Genomic DNA, 24,995 nt, shown 5'->3' with positions numbered 1-24,995 from the left:
GGCAGAATGAACAAGCTAGATGGGAAAGTGGTAGTTATTACAGGAGGTGCTCAGGGGTTGGGAGAGTCCCACTCAAGGCTCTTCGCAGAACTCGGTGCCCGCGTCGTCATCACCGATGTCGAGGCCGGTGCCGGCTTCAAACTTGCGCAAGAGCTGACAGCGATGGGGTATGTCGCGAGCTTTCAAGAGTTGGACGTGCGCGACGAAGCCAACTGGAGTCAGGTCATCGAACAGGTTCTCGAGCAGCATCGTCGTATCGACGTGCTCGTGAATAACGCGGGGATCTACCTTCGCACCCCCCTTGAAGAGACGAGCGCTCAGCAGTTCGACAAGCTGATGGCAATCAACGTGAAAGGCACGTTCCTGGGATGCAAAGCGGTGGCACCTGTCATGCGTGCACAGGGCGGCGGTGTGATCGTCAACACCGGTTCAATCGCGGCAATGGTTGCCAATCTGGATGGTGAAGTTGCTTATTGCGCCAGCAAAGGCGCCATCAAGATGCTTACCAAAGCCATCGCATCCGATCTTGCCGGAGCCAACATCCGGGTCAACTCCGTGCATCCCGGAGTCGTCAACACGCCTATGGCTGCAGATTTTTTTAAAGACCCAGACCTCGCCCGTGAATTGCTCGGGACAACGCTCATGAAGCGTGCTGCTGCTCCTGCTGAAATTTCACAGGCAATTGCATTCCTGATCTCCGATTCAGCTTCTTTCATGACCGGCTCCGATCTCGTGGTTGACGGTGGATTCACCGCAGTGTGATCCGATCATGACCCTGTTCATCCCTTTGGCTGGGAAACCAGCCTTTTTTTAATACTATTATCGAAAGGTACATACATGAACGATCTGACTGGCAAAGTCGCCATCGTAACTGGGGCATCAAAAGGTATTGGCGCGGCCATTGCCAAGGCGTTGGCATCCGCGGGTGCCGCCGTTACGGTCAACTATGCGTCCAGCAAGTCTGGTGCGGACCGCACCGTGGCTGAGATCCTGAACAATGGTGGAAAAGCAATTGCGGTCCAGGGTGATGTCGGGTCATCTGCCGACGTGAAAAGAATGTTCGAAGAGACCCAAGCCGCATTTGGCGCTCCATCTGTACTTGTCAACAATGCGGCTACTTTCGAATTCGAGCCGTTTGAAAACGTGTCGGAGGAGGAGTTTCACAAGGAATACAACACCAATGTTCTGGGTCCAATCCTGACCATTCAGCAAGCGCTGAAGTACTTCCCCAAGACGGGCGGCAGCGTGATCAACATCAGCTCTATCTCAAGCAAGAATCCGGTCCCTACAGCAGTGCTGTATTCCTCGACAAAAGGAGCGATTGACGCGCTGTCTGCCGGTTTGGCCAAGGAACTTGGACCGCGAAACATCAGGGTGAATGTTGTCGCTCCAGGTGGCACTGAAACTGAAGGAACAGAGCGTATCGGCCTGGTTGGCAGCGAACAGCAACAGATCATGGCAGCTGCCACACCGCTGGGACGCTTCGGTCAGCCAGAGGATATTGCCCCGGCAGTCGTGTTCCTGGCTTCTGACGATTCCGCCTGGCTAACCGGCGAGCGCATCAATGCCTCGGGTGGCTTGCGCTAACCGGTAACGGATCGCGAAATTTTTTCACGCCAGCGCCTCCTTTCCTCGACGAGCAACTCGAAATCTCCTTATTCGAATTTCGAATAAATGAAAGTTGTCGTCGAGGGCTACTTGCCGAAGTCTGGATTAGGGACCCTGTCGTGACTGATCACACGAGGAAACAAAGAATGTCGCTTCAACTCAAACTCGATGCCGTGAAACATGACTTTGAATCCAAAGTTCCAGCTCAAGCCCTTGCCGTGATGGAGAAGTCCACCCAGGATCTCGTGAGCTCCAAACAGGCAGAGCGCGCACTAAAGAGCGGCGATAATGCACCCGCCTTCACGCTGGCTGATTCCGATGGAAACACCGTCACATCCAAGGATCTGCTGCTGAAAGGTCCGCTGGTCATCACCTTCTACCGAGGAGTTTGGTGTCCCTACTGCAACCTTGAATTGCAAGCTCTCGAAGCCTTGCGCAGCGAGATCGAATCGCGAGGCGCGACGCTGGTTGCCATTTCCCAGCAGACAGCCGGCAACAGCAGAGCTTCGCGCCGTGACAATGCTGTTTCCTTTCCGATCCTGATCGATCAGGGCGGGATGCTGGCCGACGCTTTCGGCATTCGCTGGGCGCTGCAGGGCGAAATCAAAGCGCTGTATGAGCAGTTCGGCGTCAATCTCCAAACGTTCAACGGCGAGTCAAGCTGGACGCTGCCAATGCCTGCCCGATACGTGATCGATACACAAGGCGTCATTGCTTATTCCGAAATCAATCCGGATTACACCCAGCGCCCTGAGCCCGTTGAGTTGCTGCCGGTTCTGGATGCATTGGCAAACAAAACGGTCGCCGGCAAGACCTTGGCAGGTGCGCTGTGAGGCTGTACTACCATGCAGGGGCATGTTCAACCTCCAATCTCATCGCGCTGGAAGAAGCCGAACTGAGTTATGAGGCAATCCCCGTGGACCTCTCAGATCCGCACAGTCCGGCCACTGCACACGTAAAAAAGCTGAACGCAATGGCGCAGCTCCCTGTACTGGTGCTCGATGATGGGACGGTTCTCACCCAGAATGTTGCAATTCTTCCTTACATTGCAGACCTTGCTCCCGAAAAATCTCTGTTCCCTCCAAGGGGCAGGCTTGAGCGCGTACAGGCGGAAAGCTGGTTGTCTTTCATCGCCGCAGATCTGCACACGGCGTTTGCTACGGAGTATGCATGGACATTGATCTGGGATAGAAACTCTCCTGAATGGGAAAATGCACAACAATTCTGGATGCTGCGGCTTGATCGGAGACTGAAGGTGCTGGATGACCGACTGGCACACCATGACTTCATCGCAGGGTCCAGCTTCACTGTTATTGATGCCTATGCATTGATTGTCCTGAACTGGGCGGAACCGACTGGGTTTTCAATATCGTCTTATGAAAACATTATGCGGTACCTGAAACGCTTGAATGAGCGACCAGCCGTTCAGCGGGTGATGAAGCGCGAGGGATTATCCGGTTGAATCAGCAATGCGAACACAATCGTATCCTGCCTCCGGTGAGCATGCCTCATGAGTGATCGGCTCGCCGCGCTGCGCCTGTTTGTGCGAGTCGCCCGGACTGGGAATTTTTCGGCCGCCGGGCGAGAGCTGGGGTTGTCACAACCTTCAGCGTCGAGGGTCATGTCGAATCTGGAAAAGGACGTAGGTGCGATTCTTGTCGCTCGTTCAACGCGCGCGGTGACGCTGACAGAAGCCGGGAAGCTTTATCTGGAGAGGATAGAACCCATACTACTGGCAATGGACGATGCCGATCACGCTGTCCGGGGAAACGGAGAACTCAGCGGGCACCTGAGAGTGGGTGTCGCTACCAGCTTCGCGATACGAGAGGTCATTCCCCGCATGCGCCGCTTTCTGGACGACCATCCAAGGCTGCGCGTTGATTTTGTTCTGACCGACCAGATTCAGGACATGATCTCGGAGGCCATTGATGTCGCCTTGCGTTTCGGGCCCCTCGATGACTCTAACGCTGTTGCGCGACTGATAGGTCGCCCTGAGCGATTTCTAGCGGCCTCTCCCGGTTATCTCAAGCGATTCGGAGTACCGAGGTCACCAGCGGATCTGGCCAAACATTCAATCATCATGGGGCCATCGGGCTTCTCTCGGGAGGCCTGGGTCTTCCAACGCGATGGACGTAGCACGACGGTTCGAGTGGAAGGCAAAGTATCGGTAACTGTAAACGAGGCTGCTACGGCAGCGGCGTTAGCAGACCTGGGGATAATTTCGACAGGGACTTGGGGATGTCGATCAGAGATCGAGAGCGGCCGTCTCGTCAAAGTGCTTGCAGATTGGAAAATCGGTACTAAATCAGTCCACGCGGTGTATCCACCAGGCCACCCTATCAAGCCTTCGGCACGTGCATTGATTGATTTTCTTCACGCGGAATTGAATCACCGAATTTTGCCGGATGACACGTAAACGCCAATAGCATGGAGGCAGATCCGCCGACTACGTATCTGCTCGCCAGGACGAGACCTACTGCTACTACGAAAAAGTCATCCCTGCTTTCCAGACCCCACATTTAGCGCTGAATCCAAACGCGCAGATAGTGGCGCTCCGTTACAAACAGCATCATCCGAAGCACTCTGACAATCAGGAAGTTACGAAGTGATTAGTGAAAGAAAGATCCCTCGTTCAACCAGGGTGGCGATGACCGCGATGATGCTGATGGCGCTTACCGCTACTGGCGCACAGGCATCAATGCGGTGTGAAAACGGCATAGCGTCTGAAGGCGACTCCACCGATCAGGTACTCCGAAAGTGCGGCGCTCCGGCTAGACGGGAGCAGACCGGTATCATTGAAGACCGACGGGTCCTGGATCATCGGGAGTTCATCGGCGCCGAGGAATGGGTATATGGGCCCCGAGGCGGGATGTACCAATATTTAAGGTTCGAAGGTTCAAAGCTGGTAAGGATTCGTAGCAAACGGTGATCTTGTACAAAAGAGGTGTCGGTATAGCCAGGGTACTTCCGCTTTGGGTCGACAGCAGCCAGAGCTTGACGACCTGCCCCGCCCGTACATGAAATGAAAGAAAATCGTATATTTCACTCGCCTGAAAATCCCCCCAACAGATTCAACCTATAGCCTGGTGTTAGTGTGAGCAGTTTTCTGTGCAGTACCTGCAACAAACAGCACGACGATCTACCGATGTGCTTCGGGCCGGGTGCGCCCGACCATTGGTTCTCGATGCCTGAATCCGAGCGCGCTGAGCGAGGTGAGTTGTCATCGGATCAGTGCGTGATCGATGACAAGCACTTCTTAAGCAACACCGCCTTGATAGTTCAGCGGCCGACAAAGCTGATAGGATGCCGCAGGATTTTGCTTCTTCTAGGAGCATCAGGTCTCCCACGATGAAGCGAAACAAGGACGGTTCGGATGGCAAACAAACTCGACAAAACGATCTGGCGCCGGCTTGGGATTATCGCTGTTCTGATTCCTGTAAGCCTGGCGTTCTCGTATGTGTGGTTTGGTGTCCTCTTCATCGCATGGACGCTTTGGGAGGATTTAACATCCCCTAGGGTTGAAGGCGCGCCGCCGCGCACTTGGGTAACGGCAACCCCCGAAGACGACGACTGGCTGGCCCTCTTCATCCGAGGCTGCGAATCGCCGGCGGAGTCAGCCTTCCTTAAGGCAATGGTCAGCGAATTTTGTCTTCTACCCAATGAGGGCAAGCTGCTTGCTCCTGGTATTTCACTGGCGATGCAAGTCAAGTTTCAACAATATCGTTTCGATTTCGTCATTAATAACATTTTCATTGTCGAGATTGATGGGGCGACATATCACTCCTCCCCAGAGGCAGTTGAGCGTGATCGGATCCGTGATGAATTTTCGCTCGCCCATGGGTTTAAGGTTCTGCGCATACCAGCGAGTGTTGTCTTTATTACTCCATTTAAGGCAGTACAGCAGGTCAAGCAATTTGCGCTTGAGCCAATTGCTGCGCAGTCTATCCAGATAGTCTCAAAGGATCCTGTAGCTCTGTCTGGGGTGAAACGGAAACCCATCGAGCACTATCTCAAGAGCTTGAAGGGAGGTATTTTCTCGATTACCGAAGGGGTGTCAGAGCTGGCAAAGCAGATCGGTGACGCCAGCGTTCATCAGGCTGCAATAGGCGATTTCAGATCGGCTATAAGCCTCGAACGTTATTATATGGAATCCATGGTCAAAAAAACCGAGCACAGGATCTGGGAAGCGAATCTTGATCCCGAGCAAAGGGCCTTCGCCCAAGATTTACGTAATAAGCTAACTGAGGGCGAAACTCTCAGACCTCTTTCGGACGCCTTCAAGTGGGCCCGTATCATCTACCCGAATACGGTAACTGACCCTCTCATCCAGCAAAAAATTGTCTCTGAGTGTGAAAGCTTGTTTCTAGCTCGCAACCAGATGTTTTCGGAGATCGTAGATCGATGCATCAAGGATCCGGTATTTGGAAAAGTTTTCCGTGAGCTTATGGAGGAATCAAAGTTTCCGTATATGCACTTGGTTCACCCGATCCGGCCCAGGTTAAGCTTTCGTGCGCTGTTGAATGACTACAGTCATCAAGCCGAGAACGACGGTGCCAGTGACCTAAAATGAGCTGAAAAGAAGTGCCACATTACTGGAGCGCTCATCAGTCAACGCCATTATCGTTGCCAGTCCTCCTGTGCGGAATAAGAAAGGAGTGACCGCTTCTGTCCGCGGAGCCTGGTTAGGCAATGCGACAGAAAGTAACGTCGAAATTTTTATGGCGGGCTGAAAAGCCAGCTATATTTGATTGGCAGCAAAAAAAGCAGCGCCTATGGTAACCATCTTGCCTGCTTCGCCGAGCTTACGTATAAGCCCACCTCCGCTGCATGATCAAGACGATAAAAGGAAGACACATGTCGACAGAAACAGGAGAGGCTATAAATGGTGTGTATGATGAAGCGAAAGACTTTCTCATAATAGGCCTGACGGGACGTACGGGATCCGGCTGCTCAACTGCTGCTGGAAAATTAGGTGGCGCGGATTTCGACTTCCCAGCTAATGGTTATGAAGGGCTTACAGAAAACGAACTAAAAAAGCATAAAATAATCCACAAATATTTAAAAGGCCTGGAGTGGAGCCCGTTTTACAGGCTCGAGGCGCGATCAATAATCACGTATCATCTACTGTTACTCGACAGGGACCCTTTCATAACTTACCTGACATCCGTAGCAGAGGCAAATATTCTCCAAGAAGAAGCCGCTGCGAGCTATGACGACTTAGGCAATGTAAGGGAAGAGCTTCTCCGCCTTCATTCCTTCGACGGAAAAGTCGAACCAAGCGAAATTGACTCTTGGATTGAACTCTATTTTTCAACCATCCCTTCTGCCACTGAGGAATTAAAAAACAAGCTGGGAGGAGCAAGCTTCACAAAGCTTTATCAAACCACAGGAGACAATGTTAGATCATCAGGATTAGCAAATAGCGACTTTTTTGACGTTGAGAAACTATTTAATTTTCCTAAGCATCTAAATTTTTTGATCAAGCTTATTCGCAGGGCCACAAAAGCTAAAGGGGTGCCCTGCAGAGTCGTTATTGACGCTATCAGAAATCCATACGAAGCGTTTTTTCTTAAGAGAAGATATGCAAACTTTTACCTAATATCGATCAACACATCTAACTCTAAGAGGCTGAGCAGCCTGCATGAATATAGGAAGCTTTCAAGCCATGAAATAACCGCACTTGACAACAAAGAATATCCAGGGAAAATCACCGGCGCCAATAAATTCATTGCACAAAATATCCAAGCATGCATCGAAATCGCTGACATTCACATCCACAACTCTAAGTCGAGTGAGTTCCATCAAAATGATTTGGTAAGTCAACTAGCGTGGTATTTGGCACTGATGATGCATCCGGGGCTAGTGATGCCCACATCAGTTGAGAACTGTATGCAAATAGCGTACACGGTAAAACAGAGCTCAGGTTGCATATCGAGACAGGTAGGCGCTGTGGTTACTGACGATAGTTACAGCGTTAAGTGTGTCGGTTGGAACAGTACGCCGCAAGGGCAAACACCTTGCTTGCTGAGAAGCGCAGAAGACTTGCTGGGCGGAGTAAATGCTGATGATTATAGCGAATATGAGAAAAATGATAACGTATTCCGCAAAGCGCTTAGTGATAAATATTTTCAGCTGATCAAATCTGGCGCCACTCAAAAGCGAAATATTCCATTCTGCTTTAAGGCAATACAAAATGAAATTGAGGGGGAAAGAAATCAAGTCCATACTAGATCGCTGCATGCGGAAGAAAATGCCTTCTTGCAGATTTCGAAAAATGGCGGACAAAAACTTTGGGAAGGAATTCTTTTCACCACGGCGAGCCCCTGCGAGCTTTGCGCAAAAAAAGCCTACCAATTAGGTGTCGTTAAAATTATCTACATTGATCCTTACCCCGGAATCGCGACCGATCACATACTTTCTGTCGGAGCAAAAAAACCGATACTGGAACTGTATCGTGGCGCAGTCGGACGTGCATTCTATCAGTTATACCAACCATTGATGCCGTACAAAGATGAGTTGGAGCTGCTCTACGATATTCCCTCGTATCATAATCCTGAGAGCCCATCGAAAAAATTTCTCAAGCAAGAGAACAAAAAATTGCTCGCTGAGATTGATGCCTTAAGAGAGGAGCTGCGCCAAGCGAAGAGTAACAACTAGACGAGGTGGCTCTCAATCATTACGATCGACCAGTGATTCGGCTCGCTGAAACCGTGAAGTCCTGAAATGCGGCGTTGGATCGCATGACCGATATTTGTCACAGCTTGTGAGATTGGACGGTCGGAATGGCCAAAAGCGGCTCCGGACTCGAAAATCGATCACGCACGATAGACGATGCGCGCGCGATGCCATCCTAAACACAAAACAGGCCATCAGGGCCTGTTTTTTAATCTTGTAGGACGACTCAACTACGGAGATCGCCATATCGACATTGCTATTTCACCGCGGCTGCTGGATTGGGCTCTGTCTGAGCATCAGCCTCAACTTCTGTTACATCCGCGACTGGAATAGGCTTGGTCAACCCCCAGCAAAAACCATCAACAAAGTTACGACGATGTACATGCCAGAGATGCCGCCAATCACACCAGCGATGCCGTAATTGTTAAAGAGTCCGAGAACTACGAACGGCGATCCACTCAAACCCTGCAGAGACAAGGGGCACATTGTTCTGTTCGCCACCTATGATCGATCTGGCGCATATGAACGTCGCGCATTGGCAAGAGCACAGCGACCAGCGGAACATCGTGCACGTTGCCCGCGTTCCCATTCTGTTCGCATCGGGCGTTGAGGAAGGTGTTGAGATGAAGATCGGTGTAGACAGTGCAATTGTGGCCAACGCCGGGAGTGACCTGAAATTCGTTGAGCACTCGGGAAATGCGATCATTGCGGGCCGGCAGAGCCCGCAAGATCTAGAAGGCCTGATGGCCAGCTACGGGATTGAGATGCTGCAGAACAACGGGGTTGTAGAGACAGCAACTGGGCGTGCGCTTAATGCCGGTGAAAACAACAACCAGATCGCGTCAATGGCAACCGCAACAGCGTCAGCGATCGCAAAGGTTTTTGAGATGGTGTCGCGCTTCTCCAGGGTGAGCAACGCATCGTTCACTGTCGACATCAACACGGAATACGGGATCGACGCGAGTACTGAAGAGCTGCAGGCCCTGGCAACCGCTCGTGCGAATGGAGACCTAAGCCAGTTCGAATACCTGGCAAAGCTGAAGCGCCGGGGCGTGCTCAGGAATGACTTCAACCAGGAAGACAACGCGGACAGGCTGGCAACTGAGTACGTCGCCGCTTGACGGATTGATGTTAAAAGGCCCGCCTGTCGCTATGATGCTCATTCACAGCGGCGGGAGGCTCTATGACAGTCATCGATTTGTATTCAAAACGTAGGAAGCGTGAGCTCGGTATGGAGCCTGATGTCTACACGTACGACGACTTTAATGCGAACCTACGCGCTCAGATGTGCTACGTAATCGACGACGCACTTGGCATTCAAGATCGAAATGAGCAGGAGCGTAATTACGGAGATATTTGCGAAGTGCTGCGGCGGGAGTATGGGGTCTATAAGCTTGTAACAGGTCTTCATGCTCGGGCCTCAGTGATGGATGAACTGAGGCAGTTCATTTCTCTTGAACGGGATATTGATCGAGTTCTTGATGCTATTGAACTTTGCTTCGTAATCGCCGAATCATACAGAGATAAGTCGTATTCGTATGGATATCCGAATGAGGACAGTGGCAAATACATTGACGACTGCATGTCGGAGATCAACATTCGGTTCAAAGAACATGGTAAAGGTTACGAAGTCAATGATGGCCGGGTGCTGAGAATTGATTCAGAGTTTTTACACCAGGAGGCTGTCAAACCGGCGATAAGCTTCTTGAACCAAGTAGAGTATGCTGGGCCTAGGGATGAGTTCTTTGGCGCATACGAGCACTATCGGCACGGTAACTTAAAAGAAGCCCTAAACGATGCTCTTAAAGCTTTTGAGAGTACTATCAAGGTGGTGTTGGAGCTACGAAGTTGGGAGTACGACAAAACTTCACCAGCGAAGAAGCTTTTGGGGGTACTGCTCGCTAACGATTTTCTGCCGTCGTATCACCAGAACCACCTGAATGCTCTCTCAACCTTGCTGGAGAGCAGTGTTCCGACCATCAGGAATAAGGAGGGTGGGCACGGTCAAGGCTCGGAGGTCTCCGAAGTCGAGCCAGAGATCGCTGCATACGTTCTGCACATGACTGCCTCAGCTATCGTCATGTTGTGCAGCTTGGAGAAAAAGACCGCCGGAGCCGCGCCTAACGAGTGATGCAGTGGCTAACACGCTGCGTATAGTCAGTTTTTGAAGAATCACAGTCCGCATCCCAAATTTGATGTCAAAGCGCCTCCCTACCGCTAAGCTAGCAGGCTTTTAGGGAGGTGTGAGCATGTGGATTTGGCGAGAAACGCAGGAGAAGTGGCTGCTCGGCGCAGCGCTGCTGGTTTTGTCGCTCATCGTCCTGATCAACCTAAAATTGGATCTGTGGCCCCTCCTGGAGGGTGGTCGGGTCGCTGCCATTTTGCGTGCTGATGCGACAGCAAGCGTGTCCAGCGACCTGCTTGTGGGGCTTTTCTCTGCCTACATCTTCTACGTGATCGTTGAGCTTGTTCCGAAGAATCGAAGAGAAAACCTGACACTGCACCCGCTCAATCTCATCGCCGCTTCAGTGATCCATGCTTACGATAACTCCAGTATTTTCGGTCATGAGACCCCAATCACCTCGATCAACGTTGCGGTATTGGACATCGAAAACTTGAAGTCGCTCAAGAGCGGGATGCTTGAGCAAAAGAATCTCCTGAGCCTCAAGTCAGCAATGGAAACAGCCCACTCAAGGCTTCCTGATTTCCAGCACTCACTGGGCATGGCGGCTTCGATTTCGCCAGAACATGCACTGGACTGGCTTGTGTTGACGGACAAAATCCGGCTTTTAGCTGAACAACTCGATACATGGCCGATCAGCCCCGTTGTAGCAAGCCCCGGGGGGCTGCCCAGTATTCAAGAGCGACTCGATCCCGAATCGATTGCAGCTAAAAAGGCCTACGACTTTGAGATCGTCAAAATGACCGGGGGTTTGAAGCTGCGTGTCGTTGAAGTTATCGAAGCCACGAAATTCTGGATGGATCGGCAAGCCTAGAGCCCCAAATCCCTCGCAAACACGAGATCTGCCACCCACTCCAGTCGCGCTTTGCTCGGATCGGCACTGTAAATATCAAAAAGCCTTTTGACTGCAAAATCACGGATGCCCGGCTCGATGTCCTTGTGATGACGGAATGGGCTTCCAGATGGTGACTTGTGAAAGAATGCCACCTCATCGCCTTCGAGGGTTAGCCCGAAATGGAAGCGTGAGCCGTTGTGATCGTATAGCAGGTGGTCGCCTGAGGCAGTGATCTGGTCGTACGAGAATGGCGGGAGTTCGGGGTTTGCAGGGGCTGTGTGGCCGTTCTCTCTGACGCGGATTGTATTGCCCAGCGCTTCGATTTCGCGGACAGCTACGTTAAGGCCCAGCTCACGGATGAGAAGATGGAAAAGACCCACTGTCCTGTCGATCTGCCAGAATCGCTCCATCGCAGTGTGACTGGCAGATAGTCTATGACCAGTCCGGCAAAGTTTTTGGAGAGTGTCGTCGCTCGGATCGCAGATGATCAGTCGTAGTCCGTGTCTTCCCTGAAAAAAGAGGTCGGGACTTCCGTGCTTGTTGGCGTAGACCTTGAGCTCGTCTGTAACATCAAGGATCTTTAGCATACAAGATTCCTTCTTAGCCAAAGAACTACAATCCCAAGTCTCTCGAAAATCTATCATCTCTGTATCTTTACAGATGAGACTTCGATTTGTCAGCTTCATAGATCTTAGAGAGCTCAATCCTGCAATATTCAGCGATCAGTGGCGTCAAATTCGTACGTTTAGCCTAACATGTCTGGATCTGTTCTCACGCTAGGTAATTGGTTGGTCAATGAAGCCAAGGATGTGCAGCGACCTAGCTATCGATGCGATGTTGATGGCTGTGTGCTATGCAGCTGTCTCCAGTAGAGTATGAGAAACGTTATTTCTTGAGGTTGGAGAGTGTCTAGGAAACCCGGACGACTCAATAAGAACGTTGATTATTGTTAATAGGTGTGAGTCTGAGCCGAATATACTCCTAGAGATTAGAAAGGGAGCAAAAGGAGGTCGGCTAAGGCTTCAGAACATGTTGGTGAGTCTGAATTTTTCAGCGTTGGAATAGCGCCATTAGGAAGCAGGCTCTATTAAAGTTATCACTAGTTCGGGCCTTTAATATAATAAGATAGTGTGTGGTTGTGATGTGATGTGTTGTGATGCTAGATCGTAATAAACATTGCATGAATGCCCTGCGCACAGCAGGCTAGGCTTCGGCACAACTGTGCAAATTGAGCAAGGATTGCCCAAAAGCCAAAAGTAAACTGGTATTTTGGTATTTGCTTGTCACACCCATCCAACATTCATTGATAATTTCTACTGTTGGAGGATTAGTGTTATCAGTGTCGGTTTGCGTGTTTCGCATAACGGGCAAATTGCCCGATGGCTCATATTTATTTTATGCGATCCTTCCCGCCGCATTCTTAGCAGGATTCTCGCACTGCCACTCAGACCGGTTGGCTGCAACTGTCAATGTCATATCGCCCTCCGCGCCTTTTTCGCCCTCGGAGCTGTCAATGTCAGTCTTGACTCAGCGCAAATCTGTCAATCTTCGAGATCTCGGTTGACTGTCAATGACCCAATGGCAATTTATCTGAGGACGCTAGCATTCACGGACTGTGTGAGGAGTCAATGTCTGCGTAGGTAGGCGATACTAGCAATTACTGGCCGGACGATCCGCTGGTGGCTGAGCCAACGGCACGGGTCAAGCCGAGGAAGTGATTCCGCTCTGCGGCACGGAGGCGTCAGCCAGATAAGCCGTTACTTTCCGGCGGGCAGCAAAAACCGGGCGATCACCGGCAGATGGTCGGAGATCAGCAATGTGTCCGCCTGACGGACCTGAGCATCGACGCGTTTGAGTTTCGGGCTGTGGAAAAGGTAATCCTGCGTACGATCCGGCCCGCTGACGCGTGGGTCGTTGGGGAAGCGGGTGTACCACTTGCGCCGCTCGTCGCCATTGGCTTCCGCGTTGCTGGGGATCATCGGGAAGTTATCCCACATCGGCTGCAGCTCGCTGTCGGGCGAGTAGCGCTGACGCTGCTCGGGCGGCAAGCGCGGGTATTGCCCTTGCGGAAGCAAATTGAAGTCGCCGCCGCTGATCCACAGGCTGCCGCTTTGCTCGAACGCATTCAGCAATCCGGTGATGGATTGCACCTGCCGTTGCGCCGTGTCGTCATCCGGCTGCGGCTCACTCAACTGCGTATTGACCACCGCCAGATCCCCGCCGCCGCGTATGGGCAGGTAGCTCACCAACAGCGCCGGGCGCGGCGCGAACAGGCGGCCGATCAGGTCGCCATGTGCCGAGGGCAATTGCACGCGCTCCCCCTTTTCAAGCTGATAGCGACTCAGGGTCGCCAGCTTCATGCCGACACTGCCGAAGATGTGCCGGTCAGCGATGAAGTCCGACTTCCAATAGAACGCCTCGGTGCTGCAGGGATAAAGGTCAGTGACACGCTCCTGCAGCAGCGCGAGCTGATTGCTGTATCCGGTGTTCTTGGCGCCGTCGTCGACCTCCTGCAGCAGCACGACGTCCGGCTGCTCGTCGCGAATCACGCGCGCGACTTCATCGAGGTTGTAGGCAATGTCTTCGGGAGTAGGGCGCTCATCCGGGCCGCTGCCGTCAGCCATGTCGTACCAGAAGACGTAGCGCTTGCCCGCCAGATGCTGGATGTTCCAGGTCATGACCTTGAGCGCCTGGCCGGGTAACAGCGTGGGCGGCGCGGCGTCCTTGACGTTGCAACTGACAGGAATCTGCTCATGACGCGCCGGGTGCCAGGTCACGTCATAGATCAGCGCGCCGAGGAGCACCAGCGCGATCGCGAGATACAAGGCATAACGCGTCGGACGGGGCATGGGCGTTCCTCAGGCCGACCGCGCCGGTTCGTCGATCAGCATGAACAGGCGGAACATCACGACGCTGATGAACAACTGCAGAAAACTTGAGGTGCTGTCTACCGCCAGCGACAGCAGCGGGCTTTGTTGCTCGGGCAGCACGTAGTAACTCACCGCTTCCAGCATCGACAGTGGAATGTAGACGCACAACACGCAAAGCAGAATGCGCACCACGTGGCCTTGGGTCATCTTGAAACTCTCGCGCATGGCTTGCAGCGGGCCCATGCCACGCAAGACCAGCAGGTACTCGGAGAACACCAGTTTGATCATGACCCACACGCCGGGCAGGATGAACAGCGACATGCCTGCCATGATCAACAAGGTGCTCAGAATGGTCAGGACGGCAAACTTGGGCCACATGATCAGCGTCGTGGCGAAGAGATCACGCGTCGTCGGCACTTCGCCGCGGGTCTTCGCATCCAGAAAAAGAATCAGCGCGCCGGTGTACAGCGGATAGAACAGCAGGCCGATCAGCAACTGCCACGTCGCCGAGTTTTGCCCGACTGCCAGCCATTGTTTGGTGACAGCTTCCAGAATCACCAGCGGCAGGCACAGCTTGAGGATGCTGGCGAAGTTGCGCCGGAAAAAGTACATCGAGTCTTGAAGAATGGTCAGCGGATTCATTGAAAGATCACAGGCAGAAGCAGGCCGACACTGTAACGTAGAGCTGCAGAACGGGCCAACCGGATGGGCGCTGGCGGCGTTCTTAACTTTTTCTACATTCTATTGAAACGCACTTGAACAGCCCCATTACTGAATGTGTCTGAGCATACGCCCAGCCAACAGAATTCCTACGGCAATCTAACGAGGTCGCCATGAACAGCGAAGAACAAACCCTGATCGACGGCTTGTTTACCAAACTCAAGCAGGCAGAAACCGATTCGGCCCCACGAGATGCGCAGGCCGAAGCGCTGATCAAGGAACACCTGACTCGCCAGCCCGCCGCGCCTTATTACATGGCGCAGGCGATTCTGGTGCAGGAAGTCGCGATCAAGCAGCTGGAAACCCAGAGCCGCCAGCGCGACGAGCAGATTCAACAACTGCAGGCCGAGCTTCAGCGCGCGAGGGCGCAGACCCAGGCCCCAGCGCAGAGCAGCGGAGGGTTCTTGTCGAGCATTTTTGGCGGTGGTTCGCGCGAACCGCAGGCGCAGCAGCCAGCGTCGTCATTCTCGCGTCCTTCCAGCCCGCAGCCTTCGGCCGGCGGCTGGCGCGACAGTGGACCTGCCAGCCCGCCTCCGTATAACGCGCCCCCACAAGGTGGCTACGCCCAGCCGCAAGCGGCGCCAGCTGCGCCCATCGGCAGTGGTTTTCTTGGTGGCGCGCTGAAAACGGCAGCCGGCGTGGCGGGTGGCGTGATGCTCGCAGAAGGCATCAGCAGCCTGTTCCACCACAACAGCCAGCCGCAGGAGATCGTAGAGATCATCCAGGAAGAACCGGCCCAGCACGCCAGCGACACCAATGTCGGCAATGGCGACGGCGGTTGGGGCGATGACCAGCAGCGTGTCACCAGTAACGACACCTGGGGAAATGACGCCGGTGGTTTTACCGATACCGACTACGGCAATGACACCGGTGGCTTTTTCGGCGGCGATGACGACGATTCCTACGTCTGACCGCTGATCCTGTCATTCAAAACTGAAGAAGCGCGCTTGCCCGCGATAGCAGTGGACCAGCACACAAAAGCTGACTGGCCCATCGCAAACGCCGGGAGGCGCGCTTTTTCATTACTCCCGCAGCGCGCTGTTCGCGCTTACGCTTCAGCGCGCCATTGCCTGCCAGGCTGACACACAGCCCTTCAATCCACTTCTCAAACTGGCATACTGAGCGCCGGTCCGGTTTTCGGGCCCTTGTCGCTTGTCAGCGCATCGAGGAGTTCCGGTGAGAAAGATCGCGGTGTTCGCCGACGTACAAAATCTGTATTACACCGTGCGTCAGGCCCATGGTTGCCATTTCAACTATGCCGCCCTGTGGGCCGACATCAGTCGGCGCGGGCAGATCGTCGAAGCTTATGCATACGCCATCGATCGAGGCGACAGCAAGCAGCAGCAATTCCAGCAAATCCTTCGAAATCTGGGTTTTACTGTCAAGCTCAAACCCTACATTCAGCGCTCGGACGGCTCGGCCAAGGGCGACTGGGATGTGGGCATCACGATCGACATCATGGACGTCGCGCCCCATGTCGATGAGGTCGTGCTGGCCTCGGGCGATGGCGATTTCGATCTGCTGCTCGATCGCATCATCAGCAAGCATGGCGTCGAGGCAGTGGCTTACGGCGTGCCTGGCTTGACGGCCAATTCGCTGATCCGTGCTGCCAGCCGATATGTGCCGATCGAAGGCGCGTTGCTGCTCAAAAGCTGACCGCCGACACGCTTCTATCGTTTGCTCCCGGTCTGCGGGCAAGCGCGCTCCTACAGGCAATTTGGTCATTCAAGAAAGGTTCACACATGCAAGAACGCATTGCCGTCATCGACTTCGAGACCACCGGGATATCGCCCAGCAGCAGTTGCCGGGCCACGGAAATTGCCGTGGTGATCGTAGAGCAGGGCGTGATCGTGGAGCGGTATCAGAGCCTGATGAATGCCGGCGTGCGCATCCCTTCCTTCATCGAGTCGCTGACCGGCATCAGCAACAGCATGTTGCGCACCGCACCGCCCGCCGAGCGGGTGATGAACGAGGTGGTCGAGTTCGTCGGCTCGACGCCGTTGGTGGCGCATAACGCATCGTTTGACCAGAAATTCTGGGATTTCGAGCTCTCCCGCATCAAGCGCAACCGCGTGCAAAGCTTCGCCTGCTCGATGTTGCTGGCGCGGCGCCTTCTGCCCCACGCGCCGAACCACAAGCTCGGCACACTCACCAGCTGGGCCGGCTTGCCCCACACCGGCAAGGCTCACCGGGCCATGGCCGACGCGGAAATGGCTGCCAACCTGACGCTGCACCTGGGCCACCAACTGCGCGATGCCCACGGGCTCGCCGGCGTCTCTCACCAGTTGCTGTGCACGCTGCAAAAAGTCCCCGCGAAGAAGATTGCCGACGCCATCAGCAAGCATCGAGGCCTCGCGGCGGGTCAACAGGACCGGCTTTAACCGGGAATCGGTGGGACCGACGTTGCGCGTTGTTTGTAGGACCGGCTTCAGCCGGGAAGAGGCCAGAGTGGGCGCGTGATGAAAATTGTACGGGTCGAATAAACCTCAGTTGTAGCTGACGCCAGCGGCTTGGACATTTTTAGAATCATTCCAACAATAAACGACTGTATTCGAGCCTTTCATGCCTGCCTCCCGCCGTTTTCCGCTGTTGCTCATCGGTGCCTTCTTCGCGCTTTACGTGATCTGGGGCTCAACCTACCTGGCCATTCGCATCGGCATCGAAACATGGCCGCCCCTGATGATGGCCGGTGTCCGCTTCACCATCGCAGGCTCGATCCTGTTTGCGTTCATGCGGTTTCGCGGCGCACCGATGCCGACCTTCAAGCAATGGAAAGCCGCCGGCATGATCGGCTTTCTGTTACTTGCCTGCGGCAACGGCGGCGTGACCCTGGCTGAGCACGCAGGCGTTGCGTCGGGGGTTGCCGCGCTGGCAGTCGCCGTCGTGCCCCTGTTCACCTTGTTGTTCGGTCTGATGTGGGGCCATCGCAATACCGGTCTGGAGTGGGCCGGCATCCTGCTCGGGCTGGTGGGCATCGCGCTGTTGAATCTGGGCTCCAACCTTCAAGCCAGTCCGATGGGCGCGGCACTGGTGATTTTCGCGGCCGCTACCTGGGCGTTCGGTTCTGTCTGGAGCCGTTACCTGCCGTTGCCGGGCGGACCGATGGCCAGCGCCTGTGAAATGCTCGTCGCCGGCGCAGTCCTTCTGGTGGGCAGCTTCGCCAGCGGGGAGCGCGTGACCCAGTCGCCCGGTCTGTCGGGCTGGCTGGTCATGGCCTATCTGGTGGTATTCGGCTCGATCGTTGCCTTCAGCTCGTATATGTATCTGCTGAAAAACGTCCGCCCGGCCGCCGCGACCAGTTATTGCTACGTCAACCCGGCGGTGGCAGTCCTGCTGGGCGTGCTGTTTGCCGACGAACACATCGGGGCGGCGGAAGCGGCGGCCATGGCCGTGATCATCAGCGCCGTGGTGCTGATCGGCCTGCCGCAGTGGCGCAAGCAGAAACCGCTGCAGAAAGGGTAAACTGCGCGCCATTGTCTTTCACCAGACCTGTGCGCTGACCTTTTTTCAACGGTAATCAAATGACATTCGCCTCTCTTGGCCTGATCGAACCCCTGCTGCGTGCTCTCGAAACACTCGGCTACCAGACGCCAACCCCCGTTCAGGCCAAGGCAATTCCTCCCGTGCTCGAAGGCCGCGACCTGATGGCCGCCGCCCAGACCGGCACCGGCAAGACAGCGGGCTTCGCGCTGCCTCTGTTGCAACGCCTGACCATGGAAGGGCCGAAAGTCGCTGCCAACTCGGTCCGCGCGCTGGTGCTGGTGCCCACGCGTGAACTCGCCGAACAGGTCCACGAAGCCATTCGCCAATACGCCGAGCATTTGCCTCTGGCCACCTACGCGGTGTACGGCGGCGTCAGCATCAACCCGCAGATGATGAAACTGCGCCGTGGTGTCGACGTGCTGGTGGCCACGCCCGGTCGCTTGCTGGACTTGCATCGTCAGAACGCTGTGAAGTTTTCTCAGGTTCAGACGCTGATCCTCGACGAAGCCGACCGTATGCTCGATCTCGGGTTTTCAGAAGAGCTGCGCGACATCTACGCCGCATTGCCCAAACGCCGCCAGACGCTGTTGTTTTCAGCAACTTTCTCGGACCCGATCCGCCTCCTGGCCGGCCAGATGCTCGACAATCCGCTGAGCATCGAGGTCAGCCCGCGTAACGTCGCGGCGTCTTCGGTGAAGCAGTGGGTCGTGCCGGTGGACAAGAAGCGCAAGAGCGAGCTGTTCATCCATCTGCTCAAGAAACTGCGCTGGAGCCAGGTGCTGGTGTTCGCCAAAACCCGCGTTGGCGTCGATCAGCTGGTGGACCGCCTGCAAGGCCTGAGCATCAACGCCGACGGCATTCACGGCGACAAGCCGCAGGCCACTCGCCAGCGTGCGCTGGACCGTTTCAAGGCAGGTGAAGTGCAGATTCTGGTGGCCACTGATGTCGCGGCACGTGGCCTGGACATCGACGACCTGCCAACCGTCGTCAACCTGGATCTGCCGATCGTGGCCGAGGATTACGTTCACCGCATCGGCAGAACCGGGCGCGCAGGCCAGACCGGCGAGGCGATTTCGCTGGTGTGTGCGGACGAGGTCGAGTTGCTCAGCGCGATCGAGGTGCTGACGCGTCAGACGCTGCAACGCAAGGAAGAACCGGATTTCGAACCCGAGCATCGCGTTCCCGCCACAGATGCCACCGGGGCGATCCTGAAAAAACCGAAGAAGCCGAAGAAACCCAAAGCCAGCGGCGGTGGCGGTAAGCGCAATCTCGGCAAGTGGGTCGACAGCGGTGAATCCGTGGCCCAGGCGCCTGACGTCAAGCCGGTGCGCAAGGTGCCTGCGTTCAACACCGGGCCGCGCAAGCGCAAGCCATGATGCGCTCGGTCGGTGATCTCAAGACGCCATTGTCTTTTGCCCGCCGACCGCTCACCATCGCCTGAGTTACCCGCCTGCCAGATGGATAAAAAAATTGGCAGTACGTCCAGCTCATAAGCGCTTCCGGAGTCGGCTGCTATTCGCGCTGGCGACGATGTGCATGGCGTATGTGGGTTACCTCGCCGCCGACTGGGATTTTTCCGAAATCAGTCGCCGCGCCGAAACCTTGTACGGGCCGTCGGGGGCCGGACGGCAACGCATCGATGCCTGGCAGGATCTGCTGGCAACCGAGAAGCAGGTCAGTGAAATGGACAAGCTGGCTGTGGTGAATCAGTTCTTCAACAAGCAGCTGCGCTACGAAGAAGACAGCGACCTGTGGCATGAGGTCGATTACTGGGCCACGCCTGTCGAATCCTTGATCAAGGGCGCCGGTGACTGTGAAGACTACGCCATCGCCAAATATTTCAGCCTCCGCCGACTGGGTATTCCGGGCGAGAAGCTGCTGATTACCTACGTCAAGGCGTTGCGCCTGAACCGCGCCCACATGGTGCTGACCTACTATTCGAGCCCGGACGCAGTGCCGTTGGTGCTCGACAGCCTGATCGACGACATCAAACCTGCCAACGAGCGCCCGGATCTGTTGCCGGTCTACGCCTTCAACGCGCAAGGCGTGTGGCTGCCTGGCGCGCAGGGCAATAAAAAAACAGGTGACAGCAAACGTCTGTCGCGCTGGCAGGACGTACTGAAAAAAATGGGCGCCGAAGGCTTCCCGACCGAGCCTGGGAATGAGGAGCACTGATGTCACTGTTCAAGCAGCTGTTCATTGCTATCTGTCTGTTTCTGGTGGTCGCCTTCGCCGGCGGCTTCGTCGTCAGCCTGGAAAGCTCCAGGGCGCAGTACGTCAACCAGTTGCGTTCCCACGCGCAGGACGCCGCCACCTCGCTGGCGTTGTCGCTCAGCGCCAACGTCGACGACCCGGCAATGATCGAGCTGATGGTGACGTCGATCTTCGACAGCGGCTATTACGCCAGCATTCGTGTGGTTGATCTGGCGAGCGGCGCTGCAATCGTCGAACGCCGCGCGGCGACCGGCATTCAGGATGTACCGAAATGGTTCGTCGATGCGATAGGGCTCGAGCCAGGCGCCGGCGAAGCCATCGTGAGCCGGGGCTGGCAGCAGACGGCGAGAGTGGAAGTGGTCAGCCATCCCATGTTCGCGCTGGCCAAGCTGTGGCAAAGCGCGCTCGGCAGCCTCGGCTGGCTGGTCGCCTGCGGCGTCGTCAGCGCGTTGGCGGGTGGGCTGCTCTTGCGTCGCCAGCTCAAACCTCTGGACTACATGGTGGCGCAGTCTCAGGCGATCGGCCGTCGTGAGTTTCTCACCTCGCCCGAGCTGCCGCGCACACCAGAGCTGCGCCGTGTGGTTCAGGCGATGAACCAGATGGTCGAGAAGCTCAAGGCGCTGTTCGAGGAGAGCACCGAGCGCAGCGAGCAGCTGCGTGTCGAGTCTTATCAGGACAGCCTCACCGGCCTGTCCAACCGGCGCTATTTCGATATGCAGCTGACCGCACGTGTCAGTCAGCTGGAGGACAGCCGCGCAGGTTATTTGCTGCTGCTGCGGGTCAAGGATCTGGCCGGGCTGAACGAGCGCCAGGGTGGCCAGCACGCCGACGCTCTCATCGTCGCGGTCGCCGAGCTGTTGGTGCGCCAGTGCGAGCCCTTTGCACAGACGCGCAACCTTGTCAGCCGCATTCGGGGCGGTGAGTTCGCGGTACTTGCGCCCGGCATGGTGCGCGAGGATGCCCTGCAACTCGCCCACAACCTTGAAACATCGCTGCACAGCCTCGAAACGACCGGTGCCTGCGATGTTGCGCCTGTGGCGTACATGGGACTTGCGCCGTACAGCCCCGGTGACTCGTCGCTGACCCTGCTGGGGCTGGCCGATCAGGCGCTTTCGCAGGCCGAAGCGGGCGGCGATCCTACGTGGTGCTGCATCGAACGTGGCGCGATTGGCGATCTGGGCGATGACCATCATGCCTGGCATCGATTGCTGGACGGGGCCTTGACCCACGGTCGCTTTGAGCTGTTTTTTCAGCCGGTGGTCGATGCCAGAGAGCCCAGCCAGGTGCTGCATTACAAAGTGCTTTCCCGCGTGGTCGATGCGCATGGCCAGACGATTCCCGCCGGGCGCTTTCTGCCGTGGCTCGAGCGCTTTGGCTGGTCGTCCCGGCATGATCTGTTGATGCTCGAGCAGGTGCTTCAGCATCTGCAGACGCACGACCAGCGTCTGGCGTTGAATCTTTCCGCAGCGACGCTGAATGACTCCAGAGCGTTGACCCGCATCGTTGAAGCATTGCGTGCACAGCCTGGGCTGGGGCCGCGCCTGACGCTGGAAATCGGCGAAGAGCAATTGCCGGAGCAGGCGCTGCTGGAAAAACTGACCCGGCGGTTGCAAGAGGCGGGCTTCTCATTGGCGCTGCAGCACTTTGGCGGGCGTTTCAGCATCATCGGTAATCTGGCGCATCTGGGGCTGGCGTATCTGAAGATCGATGGCAGCTACATCCGGGCCATCGATCAGGAGAACCACAAGCGCCTGTTCATCGAGGCTGTGCAGCGGGCCGCGCACAGCATCGATCTGCCATTGATTGCCGAGCGCGTCGAGACCGCCGGGGAGCATCAGGTGCTGGCAGAAATGGGCATCAAGGGTCTGCAAGGTCAGCTCTTTGGTGATCCGGCGCCCTGGCAGTGATTGGCCGTTTCAAGACGCCAGACCATCATATTTCTCCCTGAAACGGCGGTCATCGCGCAGGGTAAAAGCCGCCGAATCCCGCGCTTAAAAACATCATCCAAAGCAATAGTCGAAGGCTTTCCATCACGGTTATCGATCCTGAAATCGAATACTAGCCTTGTGACACATTTCGCCTGTAATTTATATAAATAGGATCCTAAAGATCTGGCCTGAACCTGCGATACGGTGAGGTGAAGCTGTCGTCCCGCGACCATTAACTAGAAGAGCTATTGGTCATTTTTTATCATCAAAAATGATACTTCCTGCATACAAGGAAATAGTCGTGACGTTGAATCTACGCCGCAAGGTCATTCTCCTTGCCATCATCCCGAGCCTGCTGCTGGCTGCGGTCATCAGCTGCATCACCTGGGTCGTGCTGCAAAAGCTCGCCACTCAGGAAGTGGAGCAAACTCGCGCGCTGCTGCTTGAGGAACGCAAACTGTCGCTGAAGAATTATCAGCAGATCGGCGAGGCGGCGATCAAGCCGATCTACGACGCTTCCGCGCCTGGCGACATGGACGCTCGTGATCGCGCGCTCAAAGTCCTGAAGAGCCTGCAGTACGACAAGGCCAGTTACTTCTTCGGTTACAACTCGTCTTACGTGCGCGTGTTCTGGTCCGACAAGGACCTCGACATCGGCAAGAACTTTTCCGACGCCAAGGATGCCAATGGCGTTTATGTCATCCGTGGCCTGGTCGACAAGGCCAAAGACGGCACTCATTTCTTCCGCTACGACTGGCCGACGCCGGGCAGCGACAAACCGATTCCCAAACTGGGCTACACCTCATACCTGCAGAAGTGGGACCTGGCGTTTGGCACGCAGGCCAACCTGGACGACATCGATAATCAGGTCGCTGCCATCGCGCAGTCCACGCAAAGCCGCATCGGCTCTTCTGCCGCGCTGATCGTCGCGATCATCGCGGTGTTTCTCTTGATCGTCGCGCTCGTCGGGCTGGTGCTCGGCAACGGCCTGGTCAAGCCGGTGCTGGTGATCAAACAAAATCTGGACGACATCGCCGCCGGCGACGGCGACCTGACGCGTCGTCTTCCTGAGAGCGGCAATGATGAATTGGGCGCGCTTTCCAGGTCGTTCAACCAGTTCGTGGAGAAGATCCACGGGCTGGTTCGCCAGATTGCCGAGATGACCGGGCAGTTGAACAGCCTGGTGGGCGACATGTCGTCTCAGGCGCAACGGTCGGAGGAGGCGATGGGCCGCCAGCGGCAGGAAACCGATCAGGTCGCCACCGCGATTCACGAGATGTCCTCGGCGGCGCATCAAGTGTCGATCAGCGCGCAGGGCGCCTCCCAGGCCGCGCGCAAAACCAGCGATGTCGGGCTGGATGCCAAGACGGTCGTCAACAAAAGCATCGACAGCATTCATGCGCTCATTGGTGAAATAGGCGCGAGCAGTTCGTCGCTCGATCACCTGCGTCAGGATGTGCAATCCATCGCAACGGTGGTGGATGTGATTCGCTCGGTTGCCGAACAGACCAACCTGCTGGCGCTCAACGCGGCCATCGAAGCGGCGCGGGCGGGTGATGCCGGGCGTGGTTTTGCTGTCGTCGCCGACGAAGTTCGCGCGCTGGCCAGCCGCACCCAGCAAAGCACTCAGGAGATCCACGACATGATCAGCTCGCTGCAACGTGGCGCGCAGGACGCCGTGGTCGCCATGAGTCGCTCCAGCGACACCGGCAAGACAACCGGTGAACTCGCCAACGAAGCCGGCACGTCGCTGGATGCAATTGGCCAGTTGATCGAAACCATCAACGACATGAACGCACAGATTGCCAGCGCCTCCGAGGAACAGACCGCTGTGGCGGAAGAGATCAGCCGCAGCATGACGCAGATCGCCCAGGCCGTGGACGAAGTCGCCGACGACGCGCAAGGCGGCGCACAAACCGCACGCAGCCTGACCGCCCTGGGCGATCGTCTGGGTGGACTGGTGAAACAATTCAGGATCTGAAAATAGCGCGATTTGCGGGGGCGGGAGACGCCGCGATTCTTGAAACGCTCGACGCCTTCCCGGCTAAAGCCGGTCCTACGAAAAACTTGCAGCCGCTGCAGGACCGGCTTCAGCCGGGAAAAGGCCGGTTCATGCTGTGAAAATGTGGCGTCTGGAAACCTGTCTTCGCGAGCAAGCGCCTAGGTTTTCGAACGGTGCTATTTGCCCCGCTTGCTGTTGATTTCCACCAGCTTGCCACCTTCAAACCGCAGGTACTGATACATCCCGTTGTTCGGGCCGTAGATCCATTCCTGAACCTGCACCTGATCCACCTGCCGGAAATGGTTGACGGTTTCCTTGTAGCCGATGATGTCCTGACTGACCGGCTGGCCGCATTTCTGCTGGACTTCGAACATACGGTCGCCTTCGCTGATCAACTGGCTGCCGCAGCGCAGCGTGTCGGCGTGAGCCAAACCGGTCGACGCCATCAAACCGAGAACGATCGCTATCCTCGTACGCA

The 24,995-nt window shown here is 55.8% G+C and carries 24 protein-coding genes; 20 read left to right on the top strand and 4 right to left on the bottom strand.

Annotated features, from left to right (window positions below; all coding sequences use genetic code 11):
* The first annotated feature begins 6 nt into the window (after positions 1-6).
* The 12 genes from QRN36_RS11680 (at position 7) to QRN36_RS11630 (ending at position 11,279) form a co-directional block, all read left to right on the top strand.
* Positions 7-762, top strand: coding sequence for an SDR family NAD(P)-dependent oxidoreductase (locus tag QRN36_RS11680; RefSeq protein WP_285424217.1), 756 nt, complete (start codon positions 7-9; stop codon positions 760-762).
* 75 nt (positions 763-837) lie between these two features.
* A complete protein-coding gene (locus QRN36_RS11675) occupies positions 838-1,587 on the top strand; it encodes an SDR family NAD(P)-dependent oxidoreductase (RefSeq protein ID WP_285424216.1) in 750 nt (249 codons plus the stop codon).
* Between the two features lie 167 nt (positions 1,588-1,754).
* The gene (locus QRN36_RS11670; RefSeq protein ID WP_285424215.1) at positions 1,755-2,441 is read left to right on the top strand and encodes a peroxiredoxin-like family protein; all 687 of its coding nucleotides are present in this window, start codon (positions 1,755-1,757) and stop codon (positions 2,439-2,441) included.
* The gene (locus tag QRN36_RS11665) at positions 2,438-3,070 is read left to right on the top strand and encodes a glutathione binding-like protein (RefSeq protein ID WP_285424214.1); all 633 of its coding nucleotides are present in this window, start codon (positions 2,438-2,440) and stop codon (positions 3,068-3,070) included. Before QRN36_RS11670 ends, QRN36_RS11665 begins: the two co-directional genes overlap by 4 nt.
* A gap of 48 nt (positions 3,071-3,118) precedes the next feature.
* Entirely contained in the window at positions 3,119-4,024 is a 906-nt protein-coding gene (locus QRN36_RS11660; RefSeq protein ID WP_285424213.1) for a LysR family transcriptional regulator, read from the top strand.
* Positions 4,025-4,255: 231 nt separating this feature from the next.
* Positions 4,256-4,537 (top strand): DUF2845 domain-containing protein, encoded by a 282-nt coding sequence (locus tag QRN36_RS11655; RefSeq protein ID WP_306470360.1) that lies wholly within the window; start codon positions 4,256-4,258, stop codon positions 4,535-4,537.
* Positions 4,538-4,702: 165 nt separating this feature from the next.
* On the top strand, positions 4,703-4,960 hold the full coding sequence (locus QRN36_RS27560; protein WP_373568737.1) for a DUF2199 domain-containing protein: 258 nt from the start codon (positions 4,703-4,705) through the stop codon (positions 4,958-4,960).
* A gap of 21 nt (positions 4,961-4,981) precedes the next feature.
* On the top strand, positions 4,982-6,178 hold the full coding sequence (locus QRN36_RS11650) for an endonuclease domain-containing protein (RefSeq protein WP_285424212.1): 1,197 nt from the start codon (positions 4,982-4,984) through the stop codon (positions 6,176-6,178).
* A gap of 284 nt (positions 6,179-6,462) precedes the next feature.
* On the top strand, positions 6,463-8,265 hold the full coding sequence (locus tag QRN36_RS11645) for a hypothetical protein (RefSeq protein ID WP_285424211.1): 1,803 nt from the start codon (positions 6,463-6,465) through the stop codon (positions 8,263-8,265).
* Positions 8,266-8,786: 521 nt separating this feature from the next.
* A complete protein-coding gene (locus tag QRN36_RS11640; RefSeq protein ID WP_285424210.1) occupies positions 8,787-9,404 on the top strand; it encodes a DUF4055 domain-containing protein in 618 nt (205 codons plus the stop codon).
* 62 nt (positions 9,405-9,466) lie between these two features.
* The gene (locus tag QRN36_RS11635) at positions 9,467-10,414 is read left to right on the top strand and encodes an STM4504/CBY_0614 family protein (RefSeq protein ID WP_285424209.1); all 948 of its coding nucleotides are present in this window, start codon (positions 9,467-9,469) and stop codon (positions 10,412-10,414) included.
* Between the two features lie 118 nt (positions 10,415-10,532).
* Positions 10,533-11,279, top strand: coding sequence for a hypothetical protein (locus tag QRN36_RS11630; protein WP_285424208.1), 747 nt, complete (start codon positions 10,533-10,535; stop codon positions 11,277-11,279).
* On the opposite strand, the gene QRN36_RS11625 is transcribed toward QRN36_RS11630, so the two are convergent.
* From QRN36_RS11625 to QRN36_RS11615, 3 genes are all read right to left on the bottom strand, one after another.
* On the bottom strand, positions 11,276-11,887 hold the full coding sequence (locus QRN36_RS11625; RefSeq protein ID WP_285424207.1) for a hypothetical protein: 612 nt from the start codon (positions 11,885-11,887) through the stop codon (positions 11,276-11,278). The genes QRN36_RS11630 and QRN36_RS11625 overlap by 4 nt on opposite strands.
* A gap of 1,170 nt (positions 11,888-13,057) precedes the next feature.
* Positions 13,058-14,149 (bottom strand): endonuclease/exonuclease/phosphatase family protein, encoded by a 1,092-nt coding sequence (locus tag QRN36_RS11620; protein ID WP_285424206.1) that lies wholly within the window; start codon positions 14,147-14,149, stop codon positions 13,058-13,060.
* 9 nt (positions 14,150-14,158) lie between these two features.
* Positions 14,159-14,812 carry a YciC family protein gene (locus tag QRN36_RS11615; protein ID WP_285424205.1) on the bottom strand — a complete coding sequence of 218 codons (654 nt, stop codon included), beginning with the start codon at positions 14,810-14,812 and terminating at the stop codon, positions 14,159-14,161.
* A gap of 191 nt (positions 14,813-15,003) precedes the next feature.
* On the opposite strand from QRN36_RS11615, the gene QRN36_RS11610 reads away from it, so the two are divergent.
* The 8 genes from QRN36_RS11610 (at position 15,004) to QRN36_RS11575 (ending at position 24,496) form a co-directional block, all read left to right on the top strand.
* Complete coding sequence (locus QRN36_RS11610; RefSeq protein WP_285424204.1) at positions 15,004-15,801, top strand: DUF2076 domain-containing protein; 798 nt, start codon at positions 15,004-15,006, stop codon at positions 15,799-15,801.
* 265 nt (positions 15,802-16,066) lie between these two features.
* Positions 16,067-16,546: an NYN domain-containing protein gene (locus tag QRN36_RS11605; RefSeq protein WP_093469181.1), complete on the top strand. Its 480-nt coding sequence runs from the start codon at positions 16,067-16,069 to the stop codon at positions 16,544-16,546.
* Between the two features lie 86 nt (positions 16,547-16,632).
* A complete protein-coding gene (locus QRN36_RS11600; protein WP_285424203.1) occupies positions 16,633-17,271 on the top strand; it encodes a PolC-type DNA polymerase III in 639 nt (212 codons plus the stop codon).
* Between the two features lie 181 nt (positions 17,272-17,452).
* On the top strand, positions 17,453-18,352 hold the full coding sequence (gene yedA / locus QRN36_RS11595; RefSeq protein WP_093469187.1) for a drug/metabolite exporter YedA: 900 nt from the start codon (positions 17,453-17,455) through the stop codon (positions 18,350-18,352).
* Positions 18,353-18,411: 59 nt separating this feature from the next.
* A complete protein-coding gene (locus tag QRN36_RS11590) occupies positions 18,412-19,749 on the top strand; it encodes a DEAD/DEAH box helicase (protein ID WP_285424202.1) in 1,338 nt (445 codons plus the stop codon).
* 94 nt (positions 19,750-19,843) lie between these two features.
* Positions 19,844-20,548: a cysteine protease LapG gene (gene lapG / locus QRN36_RS11585; protein ID WP_373568736.1), complete on the top strand. Its 705-nt coding sequence runs from the start codon at positions 19,844-19,846 to the stop codon at positions 20,546-20,548.
* Positions 20,548-22,494, top strand: a complete 1,947-nt coding sequence (gene lapD, locus QRN36_RS11580) for a cyclic di-GMP receptor LapD (protein ID WP_285424201.1) — start codon at positions 20,548-20,550, stop codon at positions 22,492-22,494. The genes lapG and lapD overlap by 1 nt, the downstream gene beginning before the upstream one ends.
* Positions 22,495-22,816: 322 nt before the next feature.
* Entirely contained in the window at positions 22,817-24,496 is a 1,680-nt protein-coding gene (locus QRN36_RS11575) for a methyl-accepting chemotaxis protein (RefSeq protein ID WP_093469199.1), read from the top strand.
* Between the two features lie 197 nt (positions 24,497-24,693).
* Here the strand turns inward: QRN36_RS11575 and QRN36_RS11570 are convergent, their stop codons facing one another.
* The gene (locus QRN36_RS11570) at positions 24,694-24,963 is read right to left on the bottom strand and encodes a DUF2845 domain-containing protein (protein WP_093469202.1); all 270 of its coding nucleotides are present in this window, start codon (positions 24,961-24,963) and stop codon (positions 24,694-24,696) included.
* Positions 24,964-24,995: the final 32 nt, after the last annotated feature.

The sequence above is a fragment of the Pseudomonas sp. efr-133-TYG-103a genome, from assembly GCF_030209235.1.
GTDB lineage: Bacteria > Pseudomonadota > Gammaproteobacteria > Pseudomonadales > Pseudomonadaceae > Aquipseudomonas.
Note: the sequence above shows the minus strand (reverse complement) of the source record. Positions and strands in the feature narration are given on the sequence as shown.